Raw genomic sequence first — 20,933 nt, 5'->3', positions numbered from 1 at the left:
CAGGCTGAGAAGATATAATACCTGAATACCGGGCGTGCAATTGTCCTAATTGAACAATAAAAAAGGCTTATTAAGGTCGTTAAACAGGGTTAAAGAGGGGAAGTTTCAACGCCTGCTGAACCGCTACGTTTTTGTAATGTCTCTGCAAGGCGCGCAAACTGCTGCTGCAATTGCTCATCATGGTTTTGATTTTGCGCTTCAAGCGAAAGATTATGCACCAGCAACTGACTGGCCCGGTCATCAAGACAGAAAATCAGGCTGGAAAAGGCGTTTTCCAGCACCGTCAAGCGGCGTTGCTGTTCACCGATGAGCGTCAGCAGCTCGCCAAAGGTCATGGTTTCTTCGGGTTTATCTGTAGTCATGGGATGAAACTCCTTTTATGCATGATCAGCGCCAGCATAGGGCATTGGTCATTCGGAGTCCAGATGGGCGAGCGGTTCGTCAGGCATAAATGAAGATAAAAAAACCGGGTGGCGAAACCCGGTAAAAACAGCACAGTGGCGGTTAATCGGTAATGAACCAGTCGTCAGCGCTTTCCCACGTTTGCTGCAGGATTTCACTGATTTGCTCACGCGTGTCTTTGTCACCGCCCATTACGCTCAGTTGATTCGCCGTGGCGTAACGCACTTTGACCTGATTGGTGAATTGCGGAAATTGTTCATCGATCCGGCGCGACAGCTCCTGGCTCAGGGCTTCCATCGCACCAGCGGGAAGAGGTTGGGTTTTGGCAACGGTAATTTCAACACGCATAAAAGCCTCCGTATAAGATACTGTATATAATTACAGTATAAATATGGCGGAGGCAAGCGAAATTATTTTATACGCCAGTTGAGGGTTTCCCCGGCAAGGAAAGGCACCAGCGTATGAGCGCCCATTGCAATGCTTTCTTCTACCGTCCATGGCTCACGCACCAGCGTAAGGGTGCCGTCGTTCAGCGGCAGGCCATAGAAACGCGGACCATTTTCAGAACAAAATGCCTCAAAATGCTGCAGGGCATTGAGCTCTTCAAATACGGTGGCGTACGCGGGCAGGGAGGTAGGGGCGTTGAACACACCCGCACAGCCGCAGCTGCTCTCTTTCAGATGGCGCAAATGAGGCGCGGTGTCGGTACCCAGAAAGAAACGGGGATGACCGGAGGCGACAATCCTGCGCAGCGCCTGCTGATGCGTATTGCGTTTCAGGATCGGCAGACAGTACAGGTGAGGGCGGATACCCCCGACCAGCATATGGTTGCGGTTGAACATCAGATGCTGCGGCGTAATCGTTGCCGCCAGGTTTTCATTGGCGCTTTCCACATAGTCAGCTGCATCTTTGGTCGTGATGTGTTCCATCACCACTTTCAGCGCGGGGAACTGTTTGCGTAGCGGTTCCATCACCGTTTCAATAAAGCGGGCTTCGCGGTCAAAAATATCGATGTGCGAGTCCGTCACTTCACCATGCACCAGCAGCGGCATTCCCAGCGTTTGCATCCGCTCCAGCACTGAAGCAATCGAAGCAATATTGGTGACACCATGGCTTGAATTGGTCGTGGCATGAGCGGGATACAGTTTGGCGGCCGTGAACAATCCCGACTGAAAACCGCGGGCCAGCTCATCGGCCTCTAACGAGTCGGTCAGGTAGCAGGTCATCAGGGGGGTAAAAGCGTGCCCATCAGGTAAGGCAGCCAGAATGCGATTGCGATAAGCTTCGCCCGCCGCGACGCTGACTACCGGCGGAACCAGATTGGGCATGACGATAGCACGACCATTGACTGCGCTGGTATAGGGCAGCACAGTGTTGAGCATATCATCATCACGAAGATGGATATGCCAGTCATCTGGACGGCGGATAGTAAGTTGCTGAGGGTGTGCGGTCATGAATGCGGCTCCGGCAAGTAGAATAAACGAAAGGCGTGTTTAGGCCGGGTTATAAGCATAAGGACTCAGGCAACCGTTTGCACCTGTTTTTCTTTTTTAAAAAAAATCCGCGCCTGAAGGCGCGGATAAGATGACGGTAAAGCTGCCTGTCAGGCGGTTAGTCGGTGAAGGGGATGACCAGTTCACCAGGCTTCACTTCCAGCCCTTTCGCGAATTTTTTCGCCAGCGATTCCGCTTTACTGCGATCGGCGCTCAGCACGTAGGCCGGGTGCTGATCAAAGTAGCTTTTTAACGACTGATTCAGATAAGGCGTCAGGGTTTTCATAATAGAGGCCATTTTCTCGGGCTGAACCTGCGCATCGACGATTTCCATATCGCGCAAATATATGGCTCCTTGCTGCTGATCAAACACTGGCTGCGCACGCATTTTGAGCTGCATATCGGCCTGTTGCGGACCAAAGAGTGAGGAGACATTAATTTTGGCATCGCCCGATAAGGTGACTTTGCCTGGCACGTCCCGACCAATCTGGCTATTCAGGTTAGTTAACACAATATGGGCATTGACCAGACCTGATACGCCAATGTCTTTTTCGAAGTTATTATGTTTTTGCAGGGCCTGATTGACTTCCTGTTCGCTAATTGTGTATTGCGTTAACTGATTACAGCCACTCAGTAAAACCGCTAAAAACAGGGCAACCAGCCCGTGAAAAACCGTCTTCATACTTCCCTCGTTTAACTGTAAAACTCGCTCGTGGCATAGCCTGCCTGAATGCAAACCGTCTGTCATCAGGAATGGGATGATATGGATTTGCCGAAAATGCCTTCCGGAAGAAAGTGTCCCGATCTGCCGCTGTTAAAACGGGCGGCTTGCGGCACCTACGACTTCTTACGCGGCGGGGCAGTGGCAGCGCACAGGGTTAAGAAACCGATGTGGTTACCAAACCAATTTTCTGGATCGGAGATATGAACAGATCTTTTGACGCGTCTGCGCTGCACGGTGGGCCGGACGATAATTCAGCGACCTGGCTGTTGTGGTATGCGTAACGTTTTACCGCAGACCTGGCGGCGGTTATAGTGAAAGTTATCAATGACTGGCATTTCCTTCCCGCCATGGACTTCAGGAGAGATGATGTTTGGCTATCGTTCTGCCGCACCAAGGGTGCGACTCACGACCGAGCGGCTGGTGGTAAGACTGGTTCATGAACGCGATGCATGGCGTTTAGCCGACTATTACGCGGAAAACCGTGACTTCCTTAAACCCTGGGAGCCGGTGCGTGATGACAGCCACTGTTATCCCTCTGGCTGGCAAGCCCGGCTGGGCCTGATCGCTGATATGCATAAACAGGGCTCGGCGTTCTATTTTATTTTAATGGACAGCAATGAAACGGAAGTGCGTGGCGTGGCGAATTTTAGCAATGTCCTGCGCGGTGCCTTTCATGCCTGCTATCTTGGCTATTCGCTTGGCGAGAAGTGGCAAGGGCAGGGCCTGATGTTTGAAGCGCTGCAGTCGGCGATTCGCTATATGCAGCGCCAGCAATATATCCACCGCATCATGGCAAACTACATGCCGCATAACCAGCGCAGTGGTGACCTGCTGGCCCGCCTGGGATTCGAAAAAGAGGGCTATGCTAAAAACTACCTGATGATTAACGGTCAGTGGCAGGATCATGTCCTGACTGCGCTGACCAGCAAGGAATGGACACCCAATCGTCGTGGGTAAAATGAGGAGTTCGCAATGAAGATGACCTTGTCGGCGCAGGCGTTGCGCGTGCTGGGTTGCCTGCTGGAAAAGCAAATCACCACACCGGAACAGTATCCTCTTTCATTAAATGGCGTGCTTACCGCCTGTAATCAAAAATCTAATCGCGAGCCCGTGATGACGCTGAGCGAAAGCGACGTGCAGGATCAGCTCGATCTCCTGATTAAAAAGCATCTGGTGACCGCCAACAGCGGGTTCGGCCAGCGCGTGGTGAAATACGAGCAACGCTTCTGCAATTCCGCCTTCGGTAATTTACAGCTCAGTAGCGCAGAAGTTGCCGTTCTCACATTGCTGTTCCTGCGTGGCGCACAAACCCCTGGTGAACTGCGGACCCGGAGTGGGCGTTTGCATGAGTTTGCCGACGTCAGCGACGTTGAACAGACGCTGGACACGTTGATGTCGCGCGCTGAGGGGCCCATGGTCATGCGACTGGCGCGGGAGCCGGGTAAACGTGAAAGCCGTTTTATGCACATGTTTGCTGATGAGGTCGAACTCGGGGCGCTGGAGCAACACCCAGCCACGGCGGACGATGCCGCGCTGCGGGATCGGGTTGAGGCGCTTGAGCAACAGGTTGCCGATCTTCAGGCACAACTGGCGCAATTACTGGAAAGAGAACAATAAATGACGATTCGCATTGGTGTTGTTGGGTTAGGCGGTATTGCGCAAAAGGCCTGGTTGCCTGTGTTATCGCAGGCAAATAACTGGCAGTTAGTCGGCGCATTTTCGCCGAATCAGGCCAACGCCCGCATCGTCTGTGACCGCTACCGTATCACCTGCTTCCCTTCACTGACCGATCTGGCTGCCGCCTGTGACGCCGTATTTGTGCACAGCAGTACGGCCAGCCATTACGACGTGGTCAAAGCACTGCTTCAGGCTGGCAAGGATGTCTGTGTCGACAAACCGCTGGCAGAAACCCTGAATCAGGCAGAGGCGCTGGTCGCGCTGGCCGAAAAGAAACAACGAAAGCTAATGGTGGCGTTTAACCGGCGTTTCGCGCCCTGCTATCAGCAACTGAAAACACAAATGCACTCCGCCGCTGCGCTGCGTATCGAAAAACACCGCAGCGACAGCGTGGGTCCACAGGATCTGCGCTTTACACTGTTAGATGATTACCTGCATGTCGTTGATACGGCTCTGTGGCTGGCAGGAGGCCGTGCGCTGCCCCGTCAGGGCCATATTGCGACCAATGAACAGGGACAGATGCTTTACGCCGAGCACCATTTCAATGCGGGTGGATTGCAGGTAACCACCAGTATGCACCGTCGGGCAGGCAGCCAGCGCGAACGTATCAGCGCCATCTGTGATGGCAAATGCATTGATATTCATGACATGCGCGACTGGCAGGAAGAGTGCGGTGCAGGCGTAGTGATCACGCCGCCTGCTGCCTGGCAGAGCCACCTGGCTCAGCGCGGATTTGTGGGCGTGGCAGAACATTTTGTTCTCTGCATCGAAAATCAGACAAAGCCGGAAACGAGTGGTGAGCAGGCGCTACTGGCGCAACGTATCGTCGAATCCATGTGGCGTGACGCGGAACGGGAATAACGCCTTGTAACACTCAGTGCTGGTCATTTCACGCGATCGCAGTAGACTATCGCCCGACGTGTGACAGGACCCGTGCTAAGTCACTCATTTTGCCGATTCTTTTCAGGATGCCCCGTCAATTATGAATTTGTTGAAATCGCTGGCAGCGGTCAGTTCAATGACCCTGTTTTCCCGCGTGCTGGGTTTTGCCCGGGATGCCATTGTGGCACGGGTGTTTGGTGCCGGCATGGCGACCGATGCGTTCTTTGTTGCGTTTAAACTACCCAATCTTCTGCGGCGTATTTTTGCTGAAGGGGCCTTCTCGCAGGCATTTGTTCCTATTCTGGCCGAGTATAAAAGTAAGCAGGGCGAAGAGGCTACGCGGCTTTTCGTGTCCTACGTTTCCGGTCTGCTGACCCTGGCGCTGGCGCTCGTGACCGTCGCAGGCATGGTTGCCGCACCCTGGGTCATCCTGGTGACGGCGCCGGGGTTCGCCGATACAGCCGATAAGTTTGCCCTGACCAGCGCGCTGCTGCGCGTCACTTTCCCCTATATTCTCCTGATTTCGCTGGCTTCGCTGGCTGGGGCCATATTAAACACCTGGAACCGTTTTTCGGTGCCGGCGTTTGCCCCCACGCTGCTGAATATCAGCATGATCGGCTTTGCGCTGTTCGCCGCACCGCACTTCCATCCGCCCATCATGGCGCTGGCGTGGGCGGTGGTGGTCGGCGGACTGCTGCAACTGGGCTATCAGTTACCGCATCTGAAAAAGCTGGGCATGCTGGTCCTGCCGCGGATCAACCTGCGTGATGCTGGCGTCTGGCGCGTGATGCGCCAGATGGGGCCGGCAATTCTTGGGGTTTCAGTGAGTCAGATCTCACTGATCATCAATACGATTTTTGCCTCGTTCCTGGTCTCGGGCTCTGTCTCATGGATGTATTACGCTGACCGCCTGATGGAGTTTCCGTCCGGCGTGTTAGGCGTGGCGCTGGGCACGATTTTATTGCCTTCTCTGGCAAAAAGTTTCGCCAGTGGCCACCATGAAGAGTATTCGCGCTTAATGGACTGGGGCCTGCGTTTGTGCTTTTTACTGGCGTTGCCCAGTGCGGTGGCGCTGGGTATGTTGTCCGGTCCGCTGACTGTCGCGTTGTTCCAGTACGGAAAATTTACTGCCTTTGATGCCGCTATGACGCAGCGTGCGCTGATTGCCTACTCGGTGGGATTGATGGGCCTGATCGTCGTGAAAGTCCTGGCGCCGGGCTTTTATTCCCGTCAGGACATTAAAACGCCGGTAAAAATTGCGATTATTACGCTGATCGCGACCCAGCTAATGAATCTGGCCTTTATTGGCCCGCTGAAGCACGCCGGACTGTCACTCTCCATTGGTCTGGGTGCCTGCCTCAATGCTGGGTTGCTCTACTGGCAACTGCGTAAAAAGAAAATCTTTCAACCTCAGCCTGGCTGGGCCGGTTTTCTGATTCGCTTACTGGTGGCGGTAATCGTCATGGCGGCCGCGCTGTCAGGCATGCTGTACTGGATGCCTGACTGGGAGCAGGGCAACATGCTATGGCGCCTGTTGCGGCTGGCTCTCGTCTGTGCGGTAGGCGGCGGCGCTTATTTCCTGGCCCTGGGCATGATGGGCTTCCGACTGCGGGATTATGCCCGCCGTACCGCCGTCTGACCATGAAACCCTCCAACGGTTAATGCCGTAATCCAGGCCGTAATGGATAACATTACGGCCTTTTTGTCATAAACCTGCGCAGTGCAGGCCGGACTAACAAGGGATTCTGTGCCAGACCAGTCATTTCATCACGCCCGGCGATGCCACGAACCTCTGTCATCCCTTTTGCTGGCCTGGAACAGCTATCGCAGCAGACCTGTAGGCATCTTCAGGTGAATAATCCGCTCAGCGGGTTGCCAAAGAGACGATACCCGATAATGGATGGGGGCACGCCGTTACTGACTCATCAGGCGCAAGACGTTAATACGGCGCGTCGAAAAGCCTGTTTACAGCGTATTGTCATAAAAAATTCATGTTTTTTTCATTGCTATTTAGTGTCTGACATCGCTTCGGGCGGTAAGCCCATAATGTTGTAAGAAACTGATTCAAAAGTCCGTTTTGGCGTAAATCCTGTCTTCTTCCTGCCGATGAGTACCTTTAGTCCATCATTGAGAGGAAGATCAAAATGCATACCCGCGCTCATGAAAACGCGATGCCAGGTTTCTGGTACAACCTCAATCTTATTCCCTTATTCAGCCTGATTTTTGGCGGCATCTTATTTCTGTTCGTGTGCAGTAGCACGATATCCGCCTGGTTTCTGACGCAGGGGCAACATTCCCTTGACGTGTCAACGGATGAAATTTCGGTAAGGCAGGGATTACTCGACAGCTCAACGCATATGCGCTCTGCCAGGCTCAATATTATTCAGGCCGGCGCAGCGGCACGTATTGCCGACACGGATAACTACGCCGCTTTCCTCAGCGCCACAGAGGGCAGCATTAAAAAGGCAGAAAATGGGCTGAATATTTACCTTAACCGTCCGGTCAGGACGCCAGTCGGCATCGAACTCGATAAACAACTGCAGGCGCGATTTAAGGATTACCTGCAAAAAGGGTTGATGCCGATGATTGAGGCAGCCAAACAGAACAGTTTTGAAGAGATCATTGCGGATGAAACGGCGGCTGACAAACTCGACAAAGCGTATAAAGACGTGTTGATGAAAGCCATTCAGATGCGCAATCAGCGCTCGATGGACATTAAACAGCAGGCGGTTGAACAGGTTAAAACAGGCTATACCACGATGTTAGTGGCCTTTATCGCATCCGTAGTGATTGTGCTACTGGCTTTTGCTCTGCTGAGAAAAGTGGTAATTAAGCCTTTAAGACAGTCACTTCACCGTATCGATCTGATTGCCCACGGCGATTTGACCGTACCACCCTCGGCCTGCGGTCGTAACGAGCCGGGTATGTTACTGTCGAACCTGCAACGTATGCAGTCATCGCTTGCCCAAACTGTCGGCGCTGTCCGCGATGGGGCCATTGCTATCTTTCAGAGCGCGGGGGAAATTGCCTCCGGCAACACCGATCTTTCCTCCCGAACGGAACAGCAGGCCGCGTCGCTGGAACAGACGGCTGCCAGTATGGAACAACTGACCGCGACGGTTAAACAGAATGCCGACAATGCGCATCACGCCTGCCAGCTGGCGTCCGATGCGTCCGAAAAAGCCCAGTCGGGTGGAGAGATTGTTAATCGCGTCGTCAAAACCATGGACGATATCTCCGGCAGTTCGAAAAAGATCGCTGAAATTACCAGCGTCATTAACAGCATCGCCTTTCAGACGAATATTCTGGCATTGAATGCCGCGGTCGAAGCCGCGCGGGCAGGGGAGCAGGGACGCGGATTTGCGGTGGTCGCCAGCGAAGTGCGCAGCCTTGCTCAGCGCAGCGCGCAGGCTGCAAAAGAAATCGAAGGGCTTATCGCCACTTCTGTCGGACTGGTTAACAACGGCACGGAACTGGTTAGCGATGCCGGTACCACCATGATGAAAACGGTAGACGCATTCCAGCGTGTGAATGACATCATTTCTGAAATTGCCGTCTCTTCAGACGAGCAGAAACGAGGCATTCAGCAGGTCAGCCACGCGATCACAGAAATGGATGCAGTAACCCAGCAAAATGCGTCACTGGTTGAAGAGGCTTCAGCCGCTGCGGCCTCCCTTGAGGATCAGGCGGATAAACTGACGAAAGCCGTGGCCGTCTTTAAACTTGAACGAGCCCCGTTAACACCGTCTGACGCCCCCACTGTAGTCGTTGCTCCCGCCGTTCCTGCTTTTGCAGCAGCGGCACCGAAGAAAGGTCACGACAACTGGGAAGCGTTTTAAGACGAATGCCTGCCAGATCGTGGCAGGCTAAATCGGCGTCCGCTTCTTATCAGAACAGGCAGTATGCGCAGGGATGCGCTGGAGCAGAGACGTTATCCGGGATGCCGGAGGTGCAGGATGTATAGCGCGTTGGACACTGCATCTGTTGGGCGGAGGGGGCAGATATTCTGCATAACAGACCCGCCGCCCTGTGACGACAGCATGAAAAAATCCGTCATCCACGCGTGATGACGGATTCTTCAAAAATGGACAGCGTGATCACCAGACTGACGTTATCAGATTTTACGGCTCAGCGTCGCCTGGCCCTGACCTTTTCCATCCGGTCCGTAGAACGCTTGCGTCTGATGCGGCTTAAGCACGTCTAACGCATCATGCGTGAAGGTAATCTGGTGCTGTAACAGGATGCCGTTGTGCGTGTTGGCACGGTGTAACCGGCGTGTATGCTGCTGAATACCTTCCCAGCGGCGCGCCATGTCACTCTGACCACGATAAGGTGCAGATGTCCCCAGACTTTTCTCGTTGCTACGGCGCATCTCATCCAGATAGTTCAGCGTCGTCAGCAGCGCGCTTTTATCTTCGGTAATGCGCTGCAAATTGTTGCTGTCAATCATTCCGGACGACAACTGTTGTTCTTCTTCATCCAGAACGGTCGCCAGAGACACCAGCACTTCCTGCATCTTATCTAATGTGGTCAGCAAATTACTCATGGGGATTATTTACCCTCTAAATACGCCTTAGTGTCGGCAATCAGCGCATCGGCGATCTTGCCGGTATCCATCTTCAACTCGCCGTTACGAATAGCGGTTTTCAATTGTTCAACGCGTTGGACGTTAATGTCCTGGCTGCCTGGCTTCATCAGCTGCGCCTGGGCGCTGCTCAGGCTCACCTGAGCGGCGGCTGGCGTGGTCGCTGTTGCGCTGTCACTCTGGCGCACACGCGCAGTTTGCGGCTCGCTGCTGTCACGTGTTTGCACGGTGCTGGCGGGCTTTAACGGTTGTGTTCTTTCGATGCTCATATTCGGGCTCCTGTAGGGTCAGGGGGTCTGCCACCTGAATCATAATAGCGTAATCGCTTTGCTGATTCTTCTATCGGCAAATAAACAGGCTTCTTTAATGTTTTATAGTGTTATAAGAATTTTCCCATCATCACTGACCCGACCGCTCACAACCTGACCGTTCCCCATACGTACACGAACCCATTGCGCGATAGTGCCATTGCTTAAGGCTTTCCCCTCGCCGCTGGCATCAAATCCGTCGCCACTGGCAACCACCATGACATCCTGACCTGCTTTTACACGCCACGGCTGGCGCAGCATCGACTGACTCACCGGCTGTCCCGGCTGAATGTCACGCAGCACCACAGAATCGGCGACGGTCTCATCGTTAAGCAGGGTGCGCGGCGGCAGCGTATCCAGACGTCCCTCTTCGATACGGAAGTCGTCTTTGCTCACGGTTGCGCCGCGGGCGATTAAATTTTTCGCCACCAGATAACGGCCAGTGACCTGAACCTGGACCTGAATATAACGTCGATTTTCTCCGCAGTTGGCTGCCACGCTCATATTGCCCCACGGGCGGCTGTTGCCGGGCAGCGTAAATTGCGGCGTATCACATAAGGGCCACTGTGCCTGTGGCGTGCGAATGACGACGTTCATGCCCGTGGCATGCTCAGGATCACGGGCTTTAAAAAACTGGTTCAGTTGGGCGCTGAAATCGCCTGCCATAACGGGTAAGGCAAACAGGGCCAGCAGGCTGGCTAACAGGGCTGGATATCCACGCATGTGCTTTTCCTCACTGATGATGGCAATGAGTGTACGCGTTTGAAAAAAAACTCAAGAGTTAAAATAGCGACGATTTGAGGCGTTATTCAGACGATGGCTCTTGCTTTTTCCCAATTATGCTGCCAGCTCGAAATTCTCATTTGCGGAGGAAGCATGCTCGACAAACTCGATGCGGCGCTACATTTCGGTACCGAAGCCCTCAACCTGCGAGCTCAACGTCAGGAGATTCTGGCATCCAACATTGCCAACGCCGACACCCCAGGCTATCAGGCCAGGGATATCGACTTTGCCAGCGAGCTGAATCGGGCAATGGCGAATGGACGTGCTGAAGGCAGTAGCCTGGCGCTCAAAGTTACCTCGTCGCGTCACATCGAAGCGCAGACGAACACGGCACCGTCGATGGATTTGCTGTATCGCATTCCGGATCAGCCATCTGCGGACGGTAACACCGTCGATATGGACCGCGAACGTACTCAGTTCGCGGATAACAGCCTGAAATATCAAACCGATCTCACACTTATCAGTAGCCAAATCAAAGGCATGATGAGCGTGTTACAAGGGCAATAATCATGGCATTGCTGAATATTTTTGACATTGCCGGCTCAGCGATGACCGCGCAATCACAGCGATTAAACGTCAGTGCCAGTAACCTGGCAAACGCCGACAGCGTGACCGGCCCGGACGGGCAGCCTTATGTGGCAAAGCAGGTCGTTTTTCAGACCGATGCTGCGCCGGGTGCGGCCACCGGTGGCGTAAAAGTGGCGCAGGTTGTTGATGATCCTACGCCCGCGAAACTGGTGTATGACCCGGGTAACCCGATGGCGGATGCCAAAGGCTACGTGAAGATGCCTAACGTGGATGTGGTAGCGGAAACGGTCAACACCATGTCGGCATCACGCAGCTACCAGGCGAACGTCGAGGTGCTGAATACCGTGAAGTCGATGATGATGAAAACGCTGACCCTGGGTCAGTAACGGAGAAAAATAATGACTATCGCGGTAGGCGTTAATGAAAAGCTGGACCCCACGGTCCTTAGCTCATCCAGCACCGGCACAAGTAACAGCGCCCAGGATCTGCAAAACCAGTTTTTGACCATGCTGGTGACGCAGCTGCAAAACCAGGATCCCACCAATCCGATGGATAACAGTCAGTTGACAACACAGCTGGCCCAGATCAACACCCTGAGCGGTATTGAAAAACTGAACACCACACTGGGATCGATTTCGGGTCAGATCAGCACCAGCCAGTCACTGCAAAGTTCGACGCTGATTGGTCATGGCGTGATGGTGAATGGTTCACAGATTCTGGTCGGTAAAGGCACGACAACGCCGTTTGGCGTGGAGCTGACTAACGCAGCCACCACCGCCACGGCGACGATTACCGATGCACAGGGCAATGTGGTCAGCACCCAGGACCTGGGCGCACTGACCGCCGGCGTTCACACGTTCTCGTGGGACGGCAAATTACCGGATGGCAGCGTCGCGCCAGATGGAAAATACAAAGTTGCGATTGCTGCCAGTAACAGCAGCGGTCAACAGGTGGCTCAGCCACTTAACTATGCCTACGTCAATGGCGTAAGCACAGCGGGTAATACCGCAAAACTGGATCTCGGCACCATGGGCTCCGCCACCCTTGACGACGTACGTCAGATTCTCTGATTCACCTGTAGACAGGAGAGATTTAAATGTCATTTTCACAAGCGGTCAGCGGTCTCGGCGCTGCCTCAAGTAACCTGGACGTTATCGGTAACAACATCGCTAACTCCGCCACAGCGGGCTTTAAGTCCAGCACCATCGCGTTTGCCGACATGTTTGCCGGTTCAAACGTGGGTCTGGGAACTAAAGTCGCTGCCGTGATCCAGAACTTCAACGATGGTTCTACCACCACCACCAGCCGTGGGCTGGATGTGGCACTGAGCGGTAACGGTTTTTTCCGTTTGACCAACTCGGCGGGTGCGGTGTCCTATTCACGTAATGGCCAGTTCACTCTGGACCAGAACCGTAACCTGGTGAATACCCAGGGCCTGAACGTAACCGGTTACCCGGCTTCAGGCGTGCCTCCGACTATCCAGACGGGTGCGAACCCGGTTGCGCTGAAAATTCCTACCACGCAGATGTCTGCTAATGCCACTACCACGGCAAACCAGGTGGCGAAACTGAACTCGACTTCAGCGGTATTAGACGACACCAAGTTTTCTGCCACCGATCCGACGACGTACAGCGCGAAGAACACTATCACTATGTACGATACGCAGGGTAATGCGCACTCGCTTGACCTGTATTTCGTTAAGACCGCAGACAACACCTGGAAAATTCACGGCATTGACTCCACTGCGGGTTCAAACGTAGGGAATTACCAGATGAGCTATAACGCCAACGGTCAGCTGACTGGCGTATCTTCACTGGATGCAAACGGCAACGTGGTGGCAGGCTCAACAACAGCCAGCACCGCGACCGTCACGATTCCTGGCGTAAATGGCGCGAACGGCACGACTGTCGCGTTAAACTTTGTGGGCAGTCTGCAGCAAAATACCGGGGCGACCACCTTTGGTAACGCCACGCAAAACGGTTATGCGCCTGGCGATTTGACCAGCTATGCCATCAACAACGACGGCACCATCACCGGCAGTTACTCAAACCAACGCACGCAGTTACTGGGACAGATCGTCCTGGCCAGTTTCTCTAACCCCGAAGGCCTGAAATCGCAGGGCGATAACGTCTGGGCGGAAACCAATGCGTCTGGTCAGGCAGCGGTTGGCCTGGCAAACACCGGCACCTTTGGGTCACTGACCGCGGGCGCGCTGGAGTCCTCGAACGTCGATATGAGTAAAGAGCTGGTCAATATGATCGTCGCGCAACGCAACTACCAGGCGAACGCGCAGACCATCAAAACGCAGGATCAGATCCTTAACACTCTGGTCAACTTACGTTAATTCGCTAACGGGATTGCTCTATGGATCACGCGATATATACCGCGATGGGCGCGGCCAGTCAGACACTGGATCAGCAGGCGGTTACCGCCAGCAACCTCGCCAACGCCTCAACGCCCGGTTTCCGGGCGCAGCTGAACGCGTTGCGTGCTGTACCGGTCACTGGTTGGTCACTGCCCACGCGCACGTTGGTCACGGCATCTACGCCGGGTGCCGACATGAGTCAGGGGGCCATGGATTACACCCAGCGCCCACTGGACGTGGCAATGCAGCAGGATGGCTGGCTGGCTGTACGCACTGCCGACGGCAGCGAAGCCTATACCCGCAACGGCAACATGCAAATTCGTTCGGACGGTACGCTGACGGTGCAGGGCAATCCCGTAATGGGCGAAGGTGGTCCGATTGTGATCCCTCAAGGTTCTGAGATCACCATCGCGGCTGATGGCTCTATTACCGGGCTGAACGCTGGCGACTCACCCAATGCGACTGTACAACTGGGCCGTCTGAAGCTCGTTCAGGCAACCGGTAAAGAGTTAGAGCGTGGGGACGATGGCATGTTCCGTCCTACCGCCGCGACGCAGGCGACACGTGGCGCAGCCCTGCAGGCCGATCCGACTATGCAGGTCATGCCGGGTGTGCTTGAGGGCAGTAACGTGAAGCCGGTGGAAACGATGGTCGATATGATCGCCAATGCCCGCCGTTTCGAGATGCAGATGAAGGTCATTAACAACGTTGACCAAAACGAACAGAAAGCCAACCAGTTGCTCAGCATCGGCAGCTAAGGCGCGAGGATAAATACATGATTCGTTCTTTATGGATCGCCAAAACCGGTCTTGATGCACAGCAGATGAACATGGACGTGATCGCCAACAACCTGGCCAACGTCAGTACTAACGGGTTTAAGCGCTCACGTGCCGTGTTTGAAGATCTGATGTACCAGACCATGCGTCAGCCGGGTACGCAGTCATCTGAGCAGACAACGCTGCCGTCAGGTTTGCAAATCGGTACTGGTGTACGTCCGGTGACGACCGAGCGTTTGCATACGCAGGGCAACCTGTCGCAAACCAACAACTCAAAAGATATCGCCATTAACGGCCAGGGTTTTTTCCAAATCCAGATGCCAGATGGAACTTCTGCGTATACACGTGATGGTTCATTTCAGGTTGACCAGAACGGCCAACTGGTGACCAACGCGGGTTTCCCTGTGCAGCCTGGTATTACTATTCCAGCCAACGCCACAAGTATCACCGTGTCGCGTGATGGTGTGGTGAGCGTAACCCAGCAGGGGCAGACGCAGGCCGCCCAGGTCGGACAGTTAACGCTGAGCACCTTCATGAACAATGCGGGTCTCGATAGCGTGGGTGAAAACCTCTACAAGGAGACGCAGGCATCGGGTGCGCCGACGGACAGTACGCCTGGCCAGAACGGTGCCGGTTTGCTGTATCAGGGTTATACCGAAACCTCTAACGTAAACGTCGCGGAAGAACTGGTTACGATGATCCAGACGCAGCGTGCTTACGAAATTAACAGCAAAGCGATCAGCACCTCCGATCAAATGCTGGCGAAGTTGACACAGCTGTAAACCGAACAGGGCCAGCTAAGGCTGGCCTGAAGACTAGTCATGAATAAGGTCGTAACTCCGTGGCGATGCAACATATTCTTAAGCCTGGACATTGGTTAGTAGTCACCGCACTGCTGACGCTTAACGGTTGTGCGTTGGTGCCACGCACGCCACTGGTGCAAGGAGCGACCACGGCTCAGCCGTTGCCCTCTGCGCCACCTGTGGTAAATGGGTCCATTTTTCAGGGTGTTGCGCCGCTCAACTACGGCTATCAGCCGCTGTTTGAAGATCGCCGCCCACGTAATATCGGCGATACGCTGACTATCACCTTGCAGGAAAACGTCAGTGCCAGCAAAAGTTCGACCTCGAATGCCAGCCGTAACGGCAGCGGCAGTCTGGGTATCACTGCAGTGCCTACCGGTTTAGAAGGTTTAGCCGGCGCAACGGGCGAAAAAGCCAACTTTGCGGCGGGTGGCAAAAATGATTTCGCAGGCAAAGGTGGGGCATCTGCCAACAACACCTTTACCGGCACCATCACCGTCACGGTGGATCAGGTTCTGTCGAACGGCAACCTGCACGTGGTCGGAGAAAAACAAATTGAGATCAACCAGGGCACCGAGTTTATTCGTTTCTCGGGCGTGGTTAACCCACGCACCATCAGTGCGAGTAACGCCGTGTTGTCTACAGCCGTGGCCGATGCACGTATTGAGTACGTCGGAAATGGTTATATCAATGAAGCGCAAAATATGGGCTGGTTGCAGCGCTTCTTCCTGAATATCTCGCCGTTCTAAGAGGTTGCAATGAAAAAGCTAACATTATGGCGTGTCGGTCTGGGATTACTGTTAGGCGTAAGCCTGATGGCGCGTGCCGATCTGATCCGCGACTTAACCACCGTACAGGGTGTGCGTGATAACCAACTGCTGGGTTATGGCCTTGTCGTGGGCCTGGACGGAACAGGCGATCAGACAACGCAGACGCCGTTTACGACCCAAACCGTCAGCAACATGCTGTCGCAACTGGGCATTACCGTGCCGCCGGGCACCAACATGCAGCTCAAAAACGTCGCCGCCGTGATGGTTACCGCCAGGCTGCCTTCGTTTGCCCGCCAGGGCCAGACCCTGGATGTCGTGGTGTCGTCGATGGGTAACGCGAAAAGCCTGCGCGGTGGCACGCTGTTAATGACGCCACTGAAAGGCGTGGATAACCAGGTTTATGCGCTGGCCCAGGGTAACATTCTGGTCGGCGGCGCGGGCGCCGCAGCAGGCGGCAGCAGCGTTCAGGTCAACCAGCTTAACGGTGGACGGATTACCGATGGGGCAACGGTTGAACGTGAACTGCAGAGCAACTTTGGTTCGCAGAATACGATTAACCTGCAGCTGAATACCGAAGATTTCTCCATGGCGCAACGAATTGCTGATGCGATCAACGCCCGTGGCGGATACGGTTCGGCCCAGCCGCTGGACGCCCGTACGGTCCAGGTCCGCGTGTCCCCGAATAATGGTGCACAGGTTCGTTTACTGGCAGAGATTCAGAACATTGATGTCTCCGTGCCGGTTGAGGATGCCAAAGTCATCATTAACTCACGCACCGGCTCTGTTGTGATGAATCGTGAAGTGAAACTGAACACCTGTGCGGTCGCTCAGGGCAACCTGTCTGTCACGGTCAATCAGCAGCAAAACGTGAGTCAGCCGAACACGCCGCTGGCGGGTGGACAGACTGTCGCTACCACCAATACGCAGATCGATCTGCGTCAGAGCGGCGGTGCGTTGCAACGGGTTAACTCCAGCGCCAACCTGAACAGCGTGGTGCGTGCGCTGAATGCGCTGGGTGCGTCGCCTATCGAACTGATGTCTATTTTGCAGTCAATGCAGAGCGCGGGTTGCCTGCGCGCAAAACTGGAAATTATCTGATGAACGATACGCAATCGCTGATGAATGCGGCTTTTGACAGCCGCTCGTTGAACGACCTGAAACGCGATGTCACTGCCGATCCCAAAGGGAAAGCACTGCAGGTCGCGCAGCAGGTTGAAGGGATGTTTGTTCAGATGATGCTGAAGAGTATGCGTGAAGCGTTACCGCAGGACGGCATTCTCAGCAATGAACAGACCAAGCTTTTCACGTCAATGTACGATCAGCAGATTGCGCAGGACATCGGTAAACGTGGCCTGGGCCTGGCGGATATCATCGTTAAACAGATGGAACCCGCCAAAGCCCCGGACGAGCGCGCCGGTACGGTGCCGATGAAGCTGGATAACAGCTTCATCATGAGCACCAGCGGCGCCACGCCGCTGGAGCAAATGGTGCGCAAAGCCATGCCGCGCCTGCCCGCGCCTTCGCCCACCGGCCTGCCGAGCGACAGTCGTGACTTTATTGCCCAACTGACTCAGCCCGCTCAGGCCGCCAGTCAGCAGAGTGGTATCCCTCATCACCTGATTCTGGCGCAGGCTGCACTGGAGTCAGGCTGGGGACAACGTCAAATCCTGACCCGCGATGGAAAGCCGAGCTATAACGTCTTTGGCATCAAAGCCAGTGGGAACTGGAAAGGCGAAACGACCGATATCATGACCACAGAATATGAGCACGGTGAAGCTAAAAAGGTGCGTGCGACATTCCGGGTTTACAGTTCTTATTTCGAAGCGTTAAACGACTACGTCAAACTGCTTTCAAATAACCCACGTTATGCGGCTGTCACCAATGCACAGAGCGCGGAGCAGGGCGCCCAGGCATTGCAGGCTGCGGGCTATGCCACCGATCCGAAATATGCGCAAAAACTGATGGGAATGATTCAGCAATTCAAGAGCATGGGTGAAAAAGTGGTGAAAGCCTATAGCCAGGATTTAAGCACATTGTTCTGAGAATTGTGCCTCAAGTTTCACTTAAGCATGCCGATAATAACAGCAAGAGCCAGGCGCGCCAGCGCACGTTGGCGACCACACTGATGACAGCGACCCGTGTAGCGGGGAATGTAAGGAACCGAGATGTCCAGCATAATTAACTCCGCAATGAGCGGGCTCAGTGCCGCACAGGCCGCCTTAAGCACCACCAGTAATAACATCAGCAATTACACCGTTGCCGGCTATTCACGTCAGACGACGATTCTGGCAGAAGCCAACAGTACTCTGCAGGGAAAAAGTTATTACGGTAACGGGGTTAACGTAACCGGTGTTCAGCGTGAATACGACAGTTTTATCGCAGCGCAGCTGCGTGGGTCTTCAGCCACCTATAATGCGGCAAATACGCAGTATTCGCAGGTCTCCAATATCGACGATCTGATGTCAACCTCGACGACAAACCTGTCGAGCGCGATTCAGGGCTTCTTTAGCAACATGCAGAACGTGGTCAGTAATGCCAACGATCCTGCAGCGCGTCAGTCTTTGCTCAGCAACTCACAGGGCCTGGTCAATCAGTTTCAGACCCAGGCGCAATACCTGACCAACATGCAAGACAGCGTGAATACCAACGTGGCCTCTGACGTAGATCAGATCAATACCTTTACCAGCCAGATCTCTAGTCTCAACCAGCAGATTGCCAAACTGACAACCGGTAATGGTGCTGCTCCCAATGACTTACTGGATCAACGTGATCAGTTGGTTAATGGTCTGAATAATATCGTCGGTGTGACAGTGTCACAGCAGGATGGAAGTTACACGGTTTCCATGGCCAACGGCCTTTCTCTGGTCAGTGGCTTCCAGTCCACCAAGCTGGTGGCAATGCCATCCAGCAGCGATCTGACGCGCACCACGGTGGGCTATGTTGATCCGCAGGCTGGCAATGTGCAGATTCCGGAATCTTCCATAACCACCGGCTCACTGGGCGGGATGTTAAGCTTCCGCTCGCAGGATCTGGACCTGGCACAAAACCAGCTGGGACAGCTTGCCGCCGCCTTCACCACCAATTTCAATACCGTGCACAAGCAAGGCTATGACAGCAACGGTAACCAGGGCGTCGACTTCTTTACTATCGGCAGTCCAACAGCGCAGGGCAACAGCAAAAATACCTCTTCCGCCACCTTAACCGCGGCGTGGAGCAATACCAATGCGCTACAGGCATCCAATTATACCGTGACTTATGACGGAACAAACTGGTCAGCCACGCGTCTGTCAGACAACACCAAAACGACGCTCACGCCCACTACTTCTGGCGGCGTCACCACGCTCAGCCTGGACGGGATGAGCCTGACGGTCAATGGTACACCAAACGCCAAAGACAGTTTCCTGGTAAAACCCGTTCAAAACGTGGTTAACGGGATGTCAGTGGCCATTACCAGCGGCTCGCAGATTGCGGCGGCGGCGGCGGCGGATGGGGAAAGCGATAACCGTAATGCCCAAAATTTGCTGGCGCTACAGGATGCCAAAATTGTCAACGGTAACGCGACCCTGTCTCAGGCCTACGGCACGATGGTGAGTACGGTCGGTAACAAAACGCAGGCCCTGAAAACGACCAGTACAACGCAGCAGAACGTGGTGACGCAGTTAACAAACCGTCAGCAGTCTGTGTCTGGCGTTAACCTGGACGAAGAGTACGCGAACCTGACGAAATACCAACAATATTACATGGCGAATGCGCAGGTTTTAAAAGCGGCCAGCACCGTTTTTGACGCCCTGCTTAGCATCAACTAAGAGCCGAGGACATCATGCGACTCAGTACAAATATGATTTTTGACCAGCAGGTTCGCGGCGTAAGTGATGCGCAATCCTCCTGGTTGAGTGCGGGCAAACAGCTGTCTACCGGATACAGAGTGTCTAACCCGTCTGACGATCCGATCGCCGCTTCCCGTGCCGTGGTGTTATCGCAAACTCAGGCGCAGGCAAGCCAGTATGCGGTTGCCCGTACCTTCGCCGACCAGGGCTTATCCCTGGAAGAAAACACGCTGGACGGTGTGACAAACAGCATTATGAGCGCGCAGTCGATGATTGTGGCCGCCTCAAACGGCTCATTGAGCGACGATGACCGCGCCTCGTATGCGACGCAGCTGGAAGGGTTGCGTGCGCAGTTACTGAACCAGGTCAACAGCAAAGACGCCAACGGGCGTTATATCTTTGCCGGCTATAAGACCGATACACCACCGTTTGTGGATGGTGCCGGCGGCGTGACCTATCAGGGCGGAACCGACGCGATTACGCAGAAAGTCGATACGGACCGTACGATGACCATCGGTCATACCGGTAACAGCATCGTAATGTCGATCACCAGCAATGCGGTGAAAGAACCGAACGGCGGCACCAGTGAAACGAATTTATTCAATATGCTGGACGGTGCTATCAGTGCGCTAAAAGTGCCTCAGAATGGCGCGGATGATGCCACCAAAGCGACCTTTTCAGCGGCAATGGATAAAACCAACCGTGGTCTGAGCAACTCGCTTAACAACGTGCTCAGCGTACGTTCCGAAATCGGAACACAGCTGAAAGAACTGGATACGTTGAATGCGCAGGGTGACGATCGCAAAGTGATTTATGACTCGCAGATGAGTAGCCTGGTGGATGTGGATTACACCCAGGCGATTTCCAGCTACACCATGCAACAACAGGCGCTGCAGGCTTCTTATAAGACCTTCACTGATATGTCTCAGATGTCATTGTTCCAGTTAAATTCATAAAATTTTAGGCGTACTTTAACCGGGTGCGCTTAGTTTTTCCCATCGTCCTACAGG

23 protein-coding genes are annotated in these 20,933 nt (G+C 54.2%); 16 read left to right on the top strand and 7 right to left on the bottom strand.

The features are described 5' to 3' along the window. Window positions 1-89: 89 nt before the first annotated feature. The 4 genes from C1N58_RS10385 to C1N58_RS10370 form a co-directional block, all read right to left on the bottom strand. Window positions 90-362: a hypothetical protein gene (locus C1N58_RS10385; protein WP_394564159.1), complete on the bottom strand. Its 273-nt coding sequence runs from the start codon at window positions 360-362 to the stop codon at window positions 90-92. A 142-nt stretch (window positions 363-504) separates the two neighbouring features. After that, window positions 505-750, bottom strand: coding sequence for a DNA damage-inducible protein I (dinI, locus tag C1N58_RS10380; protein ID WP_006118805.1), 246 nt, complete (start codon window positions 748-750; stop codon window positions 505-507). 62 nt (window positions 751-812) lie between these two features. After that, window positions 813-1,856 (bottom strand): dihydroorotase, encoded by a 1,044-nt coding sequence (gene pyrC, locus C1N58_RS10375; RefSeq protein WP_394564158.1) that lies wholly within the window; start codon window positions 1,854-1,856, stop codon window positions 813-815. A 157-nt stretch (window positions 1,857-2,013) separates the two neighbouring features. Next, window positions 2,014-2,577: a lipoprotein gene (locus tag C1N58_RS10370; RefSeq protein ID WP_006118807.1), complete on the bottom strand. Its 564-nt coding sequence runs from the start codon at window positions 2,575-2,577 to the stop codon at window positions 2,014-2,016. A gap of 408 nt (window positions 2,578-2,985) precedes the next feature. On the opposite strand from C1N58_RS10370, the gene rimJ reads away from it, so the two are divergent. From rimJ to C1N58_RS10345, 5 genes are all read left to right on the top strand, one after another. Then, the gene (gene rimJ, locus C1N58_RS10365; RefSeq protein WP_033737566.1) at window positions 2,986-3,576 is read left to right on the top strand and encodes a ribosomal protein S5-alanine N-acetyltransferase; all 591 of its coding nucleotides are present in this window, start codon (window positions 2,986-2,988) and stop codon (window positions 3,574-3,576) included. Between the two features lie 15 nt (window positions 3,577-3,591). Continuing rightward, window positions 3,592-4,236, top strand: a complete 645-nt coding sequence (locus tag C1N58_RS10360; RefSeq protein ID WP_394549688.1) for a YceH family protein — start codon at window positions 3,592-3,594, stop codon at window positions 4,234-4,236. Beyond that, complete coding sequence (locus tag C1N58_RS10355) at window positions 4,237-5,157, top strand: Gfo/Idh/MocA family protein (RefSeq protein ID WP_394564157.1); 921 nt, start codon at window positions 4,237-4,239, stop codon at window positions 5,155-5,157. Window positions 5,158-5,278: 121 nt separating this feature from the next. After that, window positions 5,279-6,817: a murein biosynthesis integral membrane protein MurJ gene (gene murJ, locus C1N58_RS10350; protein WP_006118811.1), complete on the top strand. Its 1,539-nt coding sequence runs from the start codon at window positions 5,279-5,281 to the stop codon at window positions 6,815-6,817. 505 nt (window positions 6,818-7,322) lie between these two features. Continuing rightward, the gene (locus tag C1N58_RS10345) at window positions 7,323-9,017 is read left to right on the top strand and encodes a methyl-accepting chemotaxis protein (protein ID WP_205956305.1); all 1,695 of its coding nucleotides are present in this window, start codon (window positions 7,323-7,325) and stop codon (window positions 9,015-9,017) included. A 275-nt stretch (window positions 9,018-9,292) separates the two neighbouring features. Here the strand turns inward: C1N58_RS10345 and C1N58_RS10340 are convergent, their stop codons facing one another. The 3 genes from C1N58_RS10340 to flgA all read right to left on the bottom strand — a co-directional run bounded on the left by C1N58_RS10340 (window position 9,293) and on the right by flgA (window position 10,794). Next, the gene (locus C1N58_RS10340) at window positions 9,293-9,724 is read right to left on the bottom strand and encodes a flagella synthesis protein FlgN (protein WP_006118813.1); all 432 of its coding nucleotides are present in this window, start codon (window positions 9,722-9,724) and stop codon (window positions 9,293-9,295) included. A gap of 5 nt (window positions 9,725-9,729) precedes the next feature. Further along, window positions 9,730-10,032, bottom strand: a complete 303-nt coding sequence (gene flgM, locus C1N58_RS10335; RefSeq protein WP_006118814.1) for a flagellar biosynthesis anti-sigma factor FlgM — start codon at window positions 10,030-10,032, stop codon at window positions 9,730-9,732. Between the two features lie 102 nt (window positions 10,033-10,134). Next, window positions 10,135-10,794 carry a flagellar basal body P-ring formation chaperone FlgA gene (gene flgA / locus C1N58_RS10330; protein ID WP_033737561.1) on the bottom strand — a complete coding sequence of 220 codons (660 nt, stop codon included), beginning with the start codon at window positions 10,792-10,794 and terminating at the stop codon, window positions 10,135-10,137. A 153-nt stretch (window positions 10,795-10,947) separates the two neighbouring features. On the opposite strand from flgA, the gene flgB reads away from it, so the two are divergent. The 11 genes from flgB (at window position 10,948) to flgL (ending at window position 20,879) form a co-directional block, all read left to right on the top strand. After that, a complete protein-coding gene (gene flgB, locus C1N58_RS10325; protein WP_006118815.1) occupies window positions 10,948-11,361 on the top strand; it encodes a flagellar basal body rod protein FlgB in 414 nt (137 codons plus the stop codon). A gap of 2 nt (window positions 11,362-11,363) precedes the next feature. Beyond that, window positions 11,364-11,768, top strand: coding sequence for a flagellar basal body rod protein FlgC (flgC, locus tag C1N58_RS10320; protein WP_006118816.1), 405 nt, complete (start codon window positions 11,364-11,366; stop codon window positions 11,766-11,768). Window positions 11,769-11,780: 12 nt separating this feature from the next. Continuing rightward, window positions 11,781-12,452, top strand: a complete 672-nt coding sequence (flgD, locus tag C1N58_RS10315; RefSeq protein WP_006118817.1) for a flagellar hook assembly protein FlgD — start codon at window positions 11,781-11,783, stop codon at window positions 12,450-12,452. Between the two features lie 26 nt (window positions 12,453-12,478). After that, a complete protein-coding gene (gene flgE, locus C1N58_RS10310) occupies window positions 12,479-13,726 on the top strand; it encodes a flagellar hook protein FlgE (protein WP_394564156.1) in 1,248 nt (415 codons plus the stop codon). Window positions 13,727-13,746: 20 nt separating this feature from the next. Next, window positions 13,747-14,505: a flagellar basal body rod protein FlgF gene (locus C1N58_RS10305; protein WP_033737560.1), complete on the top strand. Its 759-nt coding sequence runs from the start codon at window positions 13,747-13,749 to the stop codon at window positions 14,503-14,505. Between the two features lie 17 nt (window positions 14,506-14,522). Beyond that, a complete protein-coding gene (gene flgG / locus C1N58_RS10300) occupies window positions 14,523-15,305 on the top strand; it encodes a flagellar basal-body rod protein FlgG (protein WP_006118820.1) in 783 nt (260 codons plus the stop codon). A 65-nt stretch (window positions 15,306-15,370) separates the two neighbouring features. Beyond that, window positions 15,371-16,075: a flagellar basal body L-ring protein FlgH gene (locus C1N58_RS10295; protein ID WP_170317968.1), complete on the top strand. Its 705-nt coding sequence runs from the start codon at window positions 15,371-15,373 to the stop codon at window positions 16,073-16,075. A gap of 9 nt (window positions 16,076-16,084) precedes the next feature. Then, window positions 16,085-17,194: a flagellar basal body P-ring protein FlgI gene (locus C1N58_RS10290; protein ID WP_006118822.1), complete on the top strand. Its 1,110-nt coding sequence runs from the start codon at window positions 16,085-16,087 to the stop codon at window positions 17,192-17,194. After that, the gene (flgJ, locus tag C1N58_RS10285) at window positions 17,194-18,138 is read left to right on the top strand and encodes a flagellar assembly peptidoglycan hydrolase FlgJ (protein ID WP_054634183.1); all 945 of its coding nucleotides are present in this window, start codon (window positions 17,194-17,196) and stop codon (window positions 18,136-18,138) included. The genes C1N58_RS10290 and flgJ overlap by 1 nt, the downstream gene beginning before the upstream one ends. A 123-nt stretch (window positions 18,139-18,261) precedes the next feature. Next, window positions 18,262-19,902, top strand: a complete 1,641-nt coding sequence (gene flgK, locus C1N58_RS10280) for a flagellar hook-associated protein FlgK (protein ID WP_054634182.1) — start codon at window positions 18,262-18,264, stop codon at window positions 19,900-19,902. Between the two features lie 14 nt (window positions 19,903-19,916). Further along, window positions 19,917-20,879: a flagellar hook-associated protein FlgL gene (flgL, locus tag C1N58_RS10275; RefSeq protein WP_058708499.1), complete on the top strand. Its 963-nt coding sequence runs from the start codon at window positions 19,917-19,919 to the stop codon at window positions 20,877-20,879. Window positions 20,880-20,933: the final 54 nt, after the last annotated feature.

The organism is Pantoea sp. SGAir0180 (assembly GCF_043546245.1).
The sequence above is the reverse complement of the archived record's forward strand: the minus strand, read 5'-3'. Positions and strand labels throughout refer to the sequence as shown.

Coding starts and splice junctions, on each gene's coding strand:
- C1N58_RS10385 (WP_394564159.1), bottom strand. CDS start 362: ATGACTACAGATAAACCCGAAGAAACCATGACCTTTGGCGAGCTGCTG.
- dinI (WP_006118805.1), bottom strand. CDS start 750: ATGCGTGTTGAAATTACCGTTGCCAAAACCCAACCTCTTCCCGCTGGT.
- pyrC (WP_394564158.1), bottom strand. CDS start 1,856: ATGACCGCACACCCTCAGCAACTTACTATCCGCCGTCCAGATGACTGG.
- C1N58_RS10370 (WP_006118807.1), bottom strand. CDS start 2,577: ATGAAGACGGTTTTTCACGGGCTGGTTGCCCTGTTTTTAGCGGTTTTA.
- rimJ (WP_033737566.1), top strand. CDS start 2,986: ATGTTTGGCTATCGTTCTGCCGCACCAAGGGTGCGACTCACGACCGAG.
- C1N58_RS10360 (WP_394549688.1), top strand. CDS start 3,592: ATGAAGATGACCTTGTCGGCGCAGGCGTTGCGCGTGCTGGGTTGCCTG.
- C1N58_RS10355 (WP_394564157.1), top strand. CDS start 4,237: ATGACGATTCGCATTGGTGTTGTTGGGTTAGGCGGTATTGCGCAAAAG.
- murJ (WP_006118811.1), top strand. CDS start 5,279: ATGAATTTGTTGAAATCGCTGGCAGCGGTCAGTTCAATGACCCTGTTT.
- C1N58_RS10345 (WP_205956305.1), top strand. CDS start 7,323: ATGCATACCCGCGCTCATGAAAACGCGATGCCAGGTTTCTGGTACAAC.
- C1N58_RS10340 (WP_006118813.1), bottom strand. CDS start 9,724: ATGAGTAATTTGCTGACCACATTAGATAAGATGCAGGAAGTGCTGGTG.
- flgM (WP_006118814.1), bottom strand. CDS start 10,032: ATGAGCATCGAAAGAACACAACCGTTAAAGCCCGCCAGCACCGTGCAA.
- flgA (WP_033737561.1), bottom strand. CDS start 10,794: ATGCGTGGATATCCAGCCCTGTTAGCCAGCCTGCTGGCCCTGTTTGCC.
- flgB (WP_006118815.1), top strand. CDS start 10,948: ATGCTCGACAAACTCGATGCGGCGCTACATTTCGGTACCGAAGCCCTC.
- flgC (WP_006118816.1), top strand. CDS start 11,364: ATGGCATTGCTGAATATTTTTGACATTGCCGGCTCAGCGATGACCGCG.
- flgD (WP_006118817.1), top strand. CDS start 11,781: ATGACTATCGCGGTAGGCGTTAATGAAAAGCTGGACCCCACGGTCCTT.
- flgE (WP_394564156.1), top strand. CDS start 12,479: ATGTCATTTTCACAAGCGGTCAGCGGTCTCGGCGCTGCCTCAAGTAAC.
- C1N58_RS10305 (WP_033737560.1), top strand. CDS start 13,747: ATGGATCACGCGATATATACCGCGATGGGCGCGGCCAGTCAGACACTG.
- flgG (WP_006118820.1), top strand. CDS start 14,523: ATGATTCGTTCTTTATGGATCGCCAAAACCGGTCTTGATGCACAGCAG.
- C1N58_RS10295 (WP_170317968.1), top strand. CDS start 15,371: ATGCAACATATTCTTAAGCCTGGACATTGGTTAGTAGTCACCGCACTG.
- C1N58_RS10290 (WP_006118822.1), top strand. CDS start 16,085: ATGAAAAAGCTAACATTATGGCGTGTCGGTCTGGGATTACTGTTAGGC.
- flgJ (WP_054634183.1), top strand. CDS start 17,194: ATGAACGATACGCAATCGCTGATGAATGCGGCTTTTGACAGCCGCTCG.
- flgK (WP_054634182.1), top strand. CDS start 18,262: ATGTCCAGCATAATTAACTCCGCAATGAGCGGGCTCAGTGCCGCACAG.
- flgL (WP_058708499.1), top strand. CDS start 19,917: ATGCGACTCAGTACAAATATGATTTTTGACCAGCAGGTTCGCGGCGTA.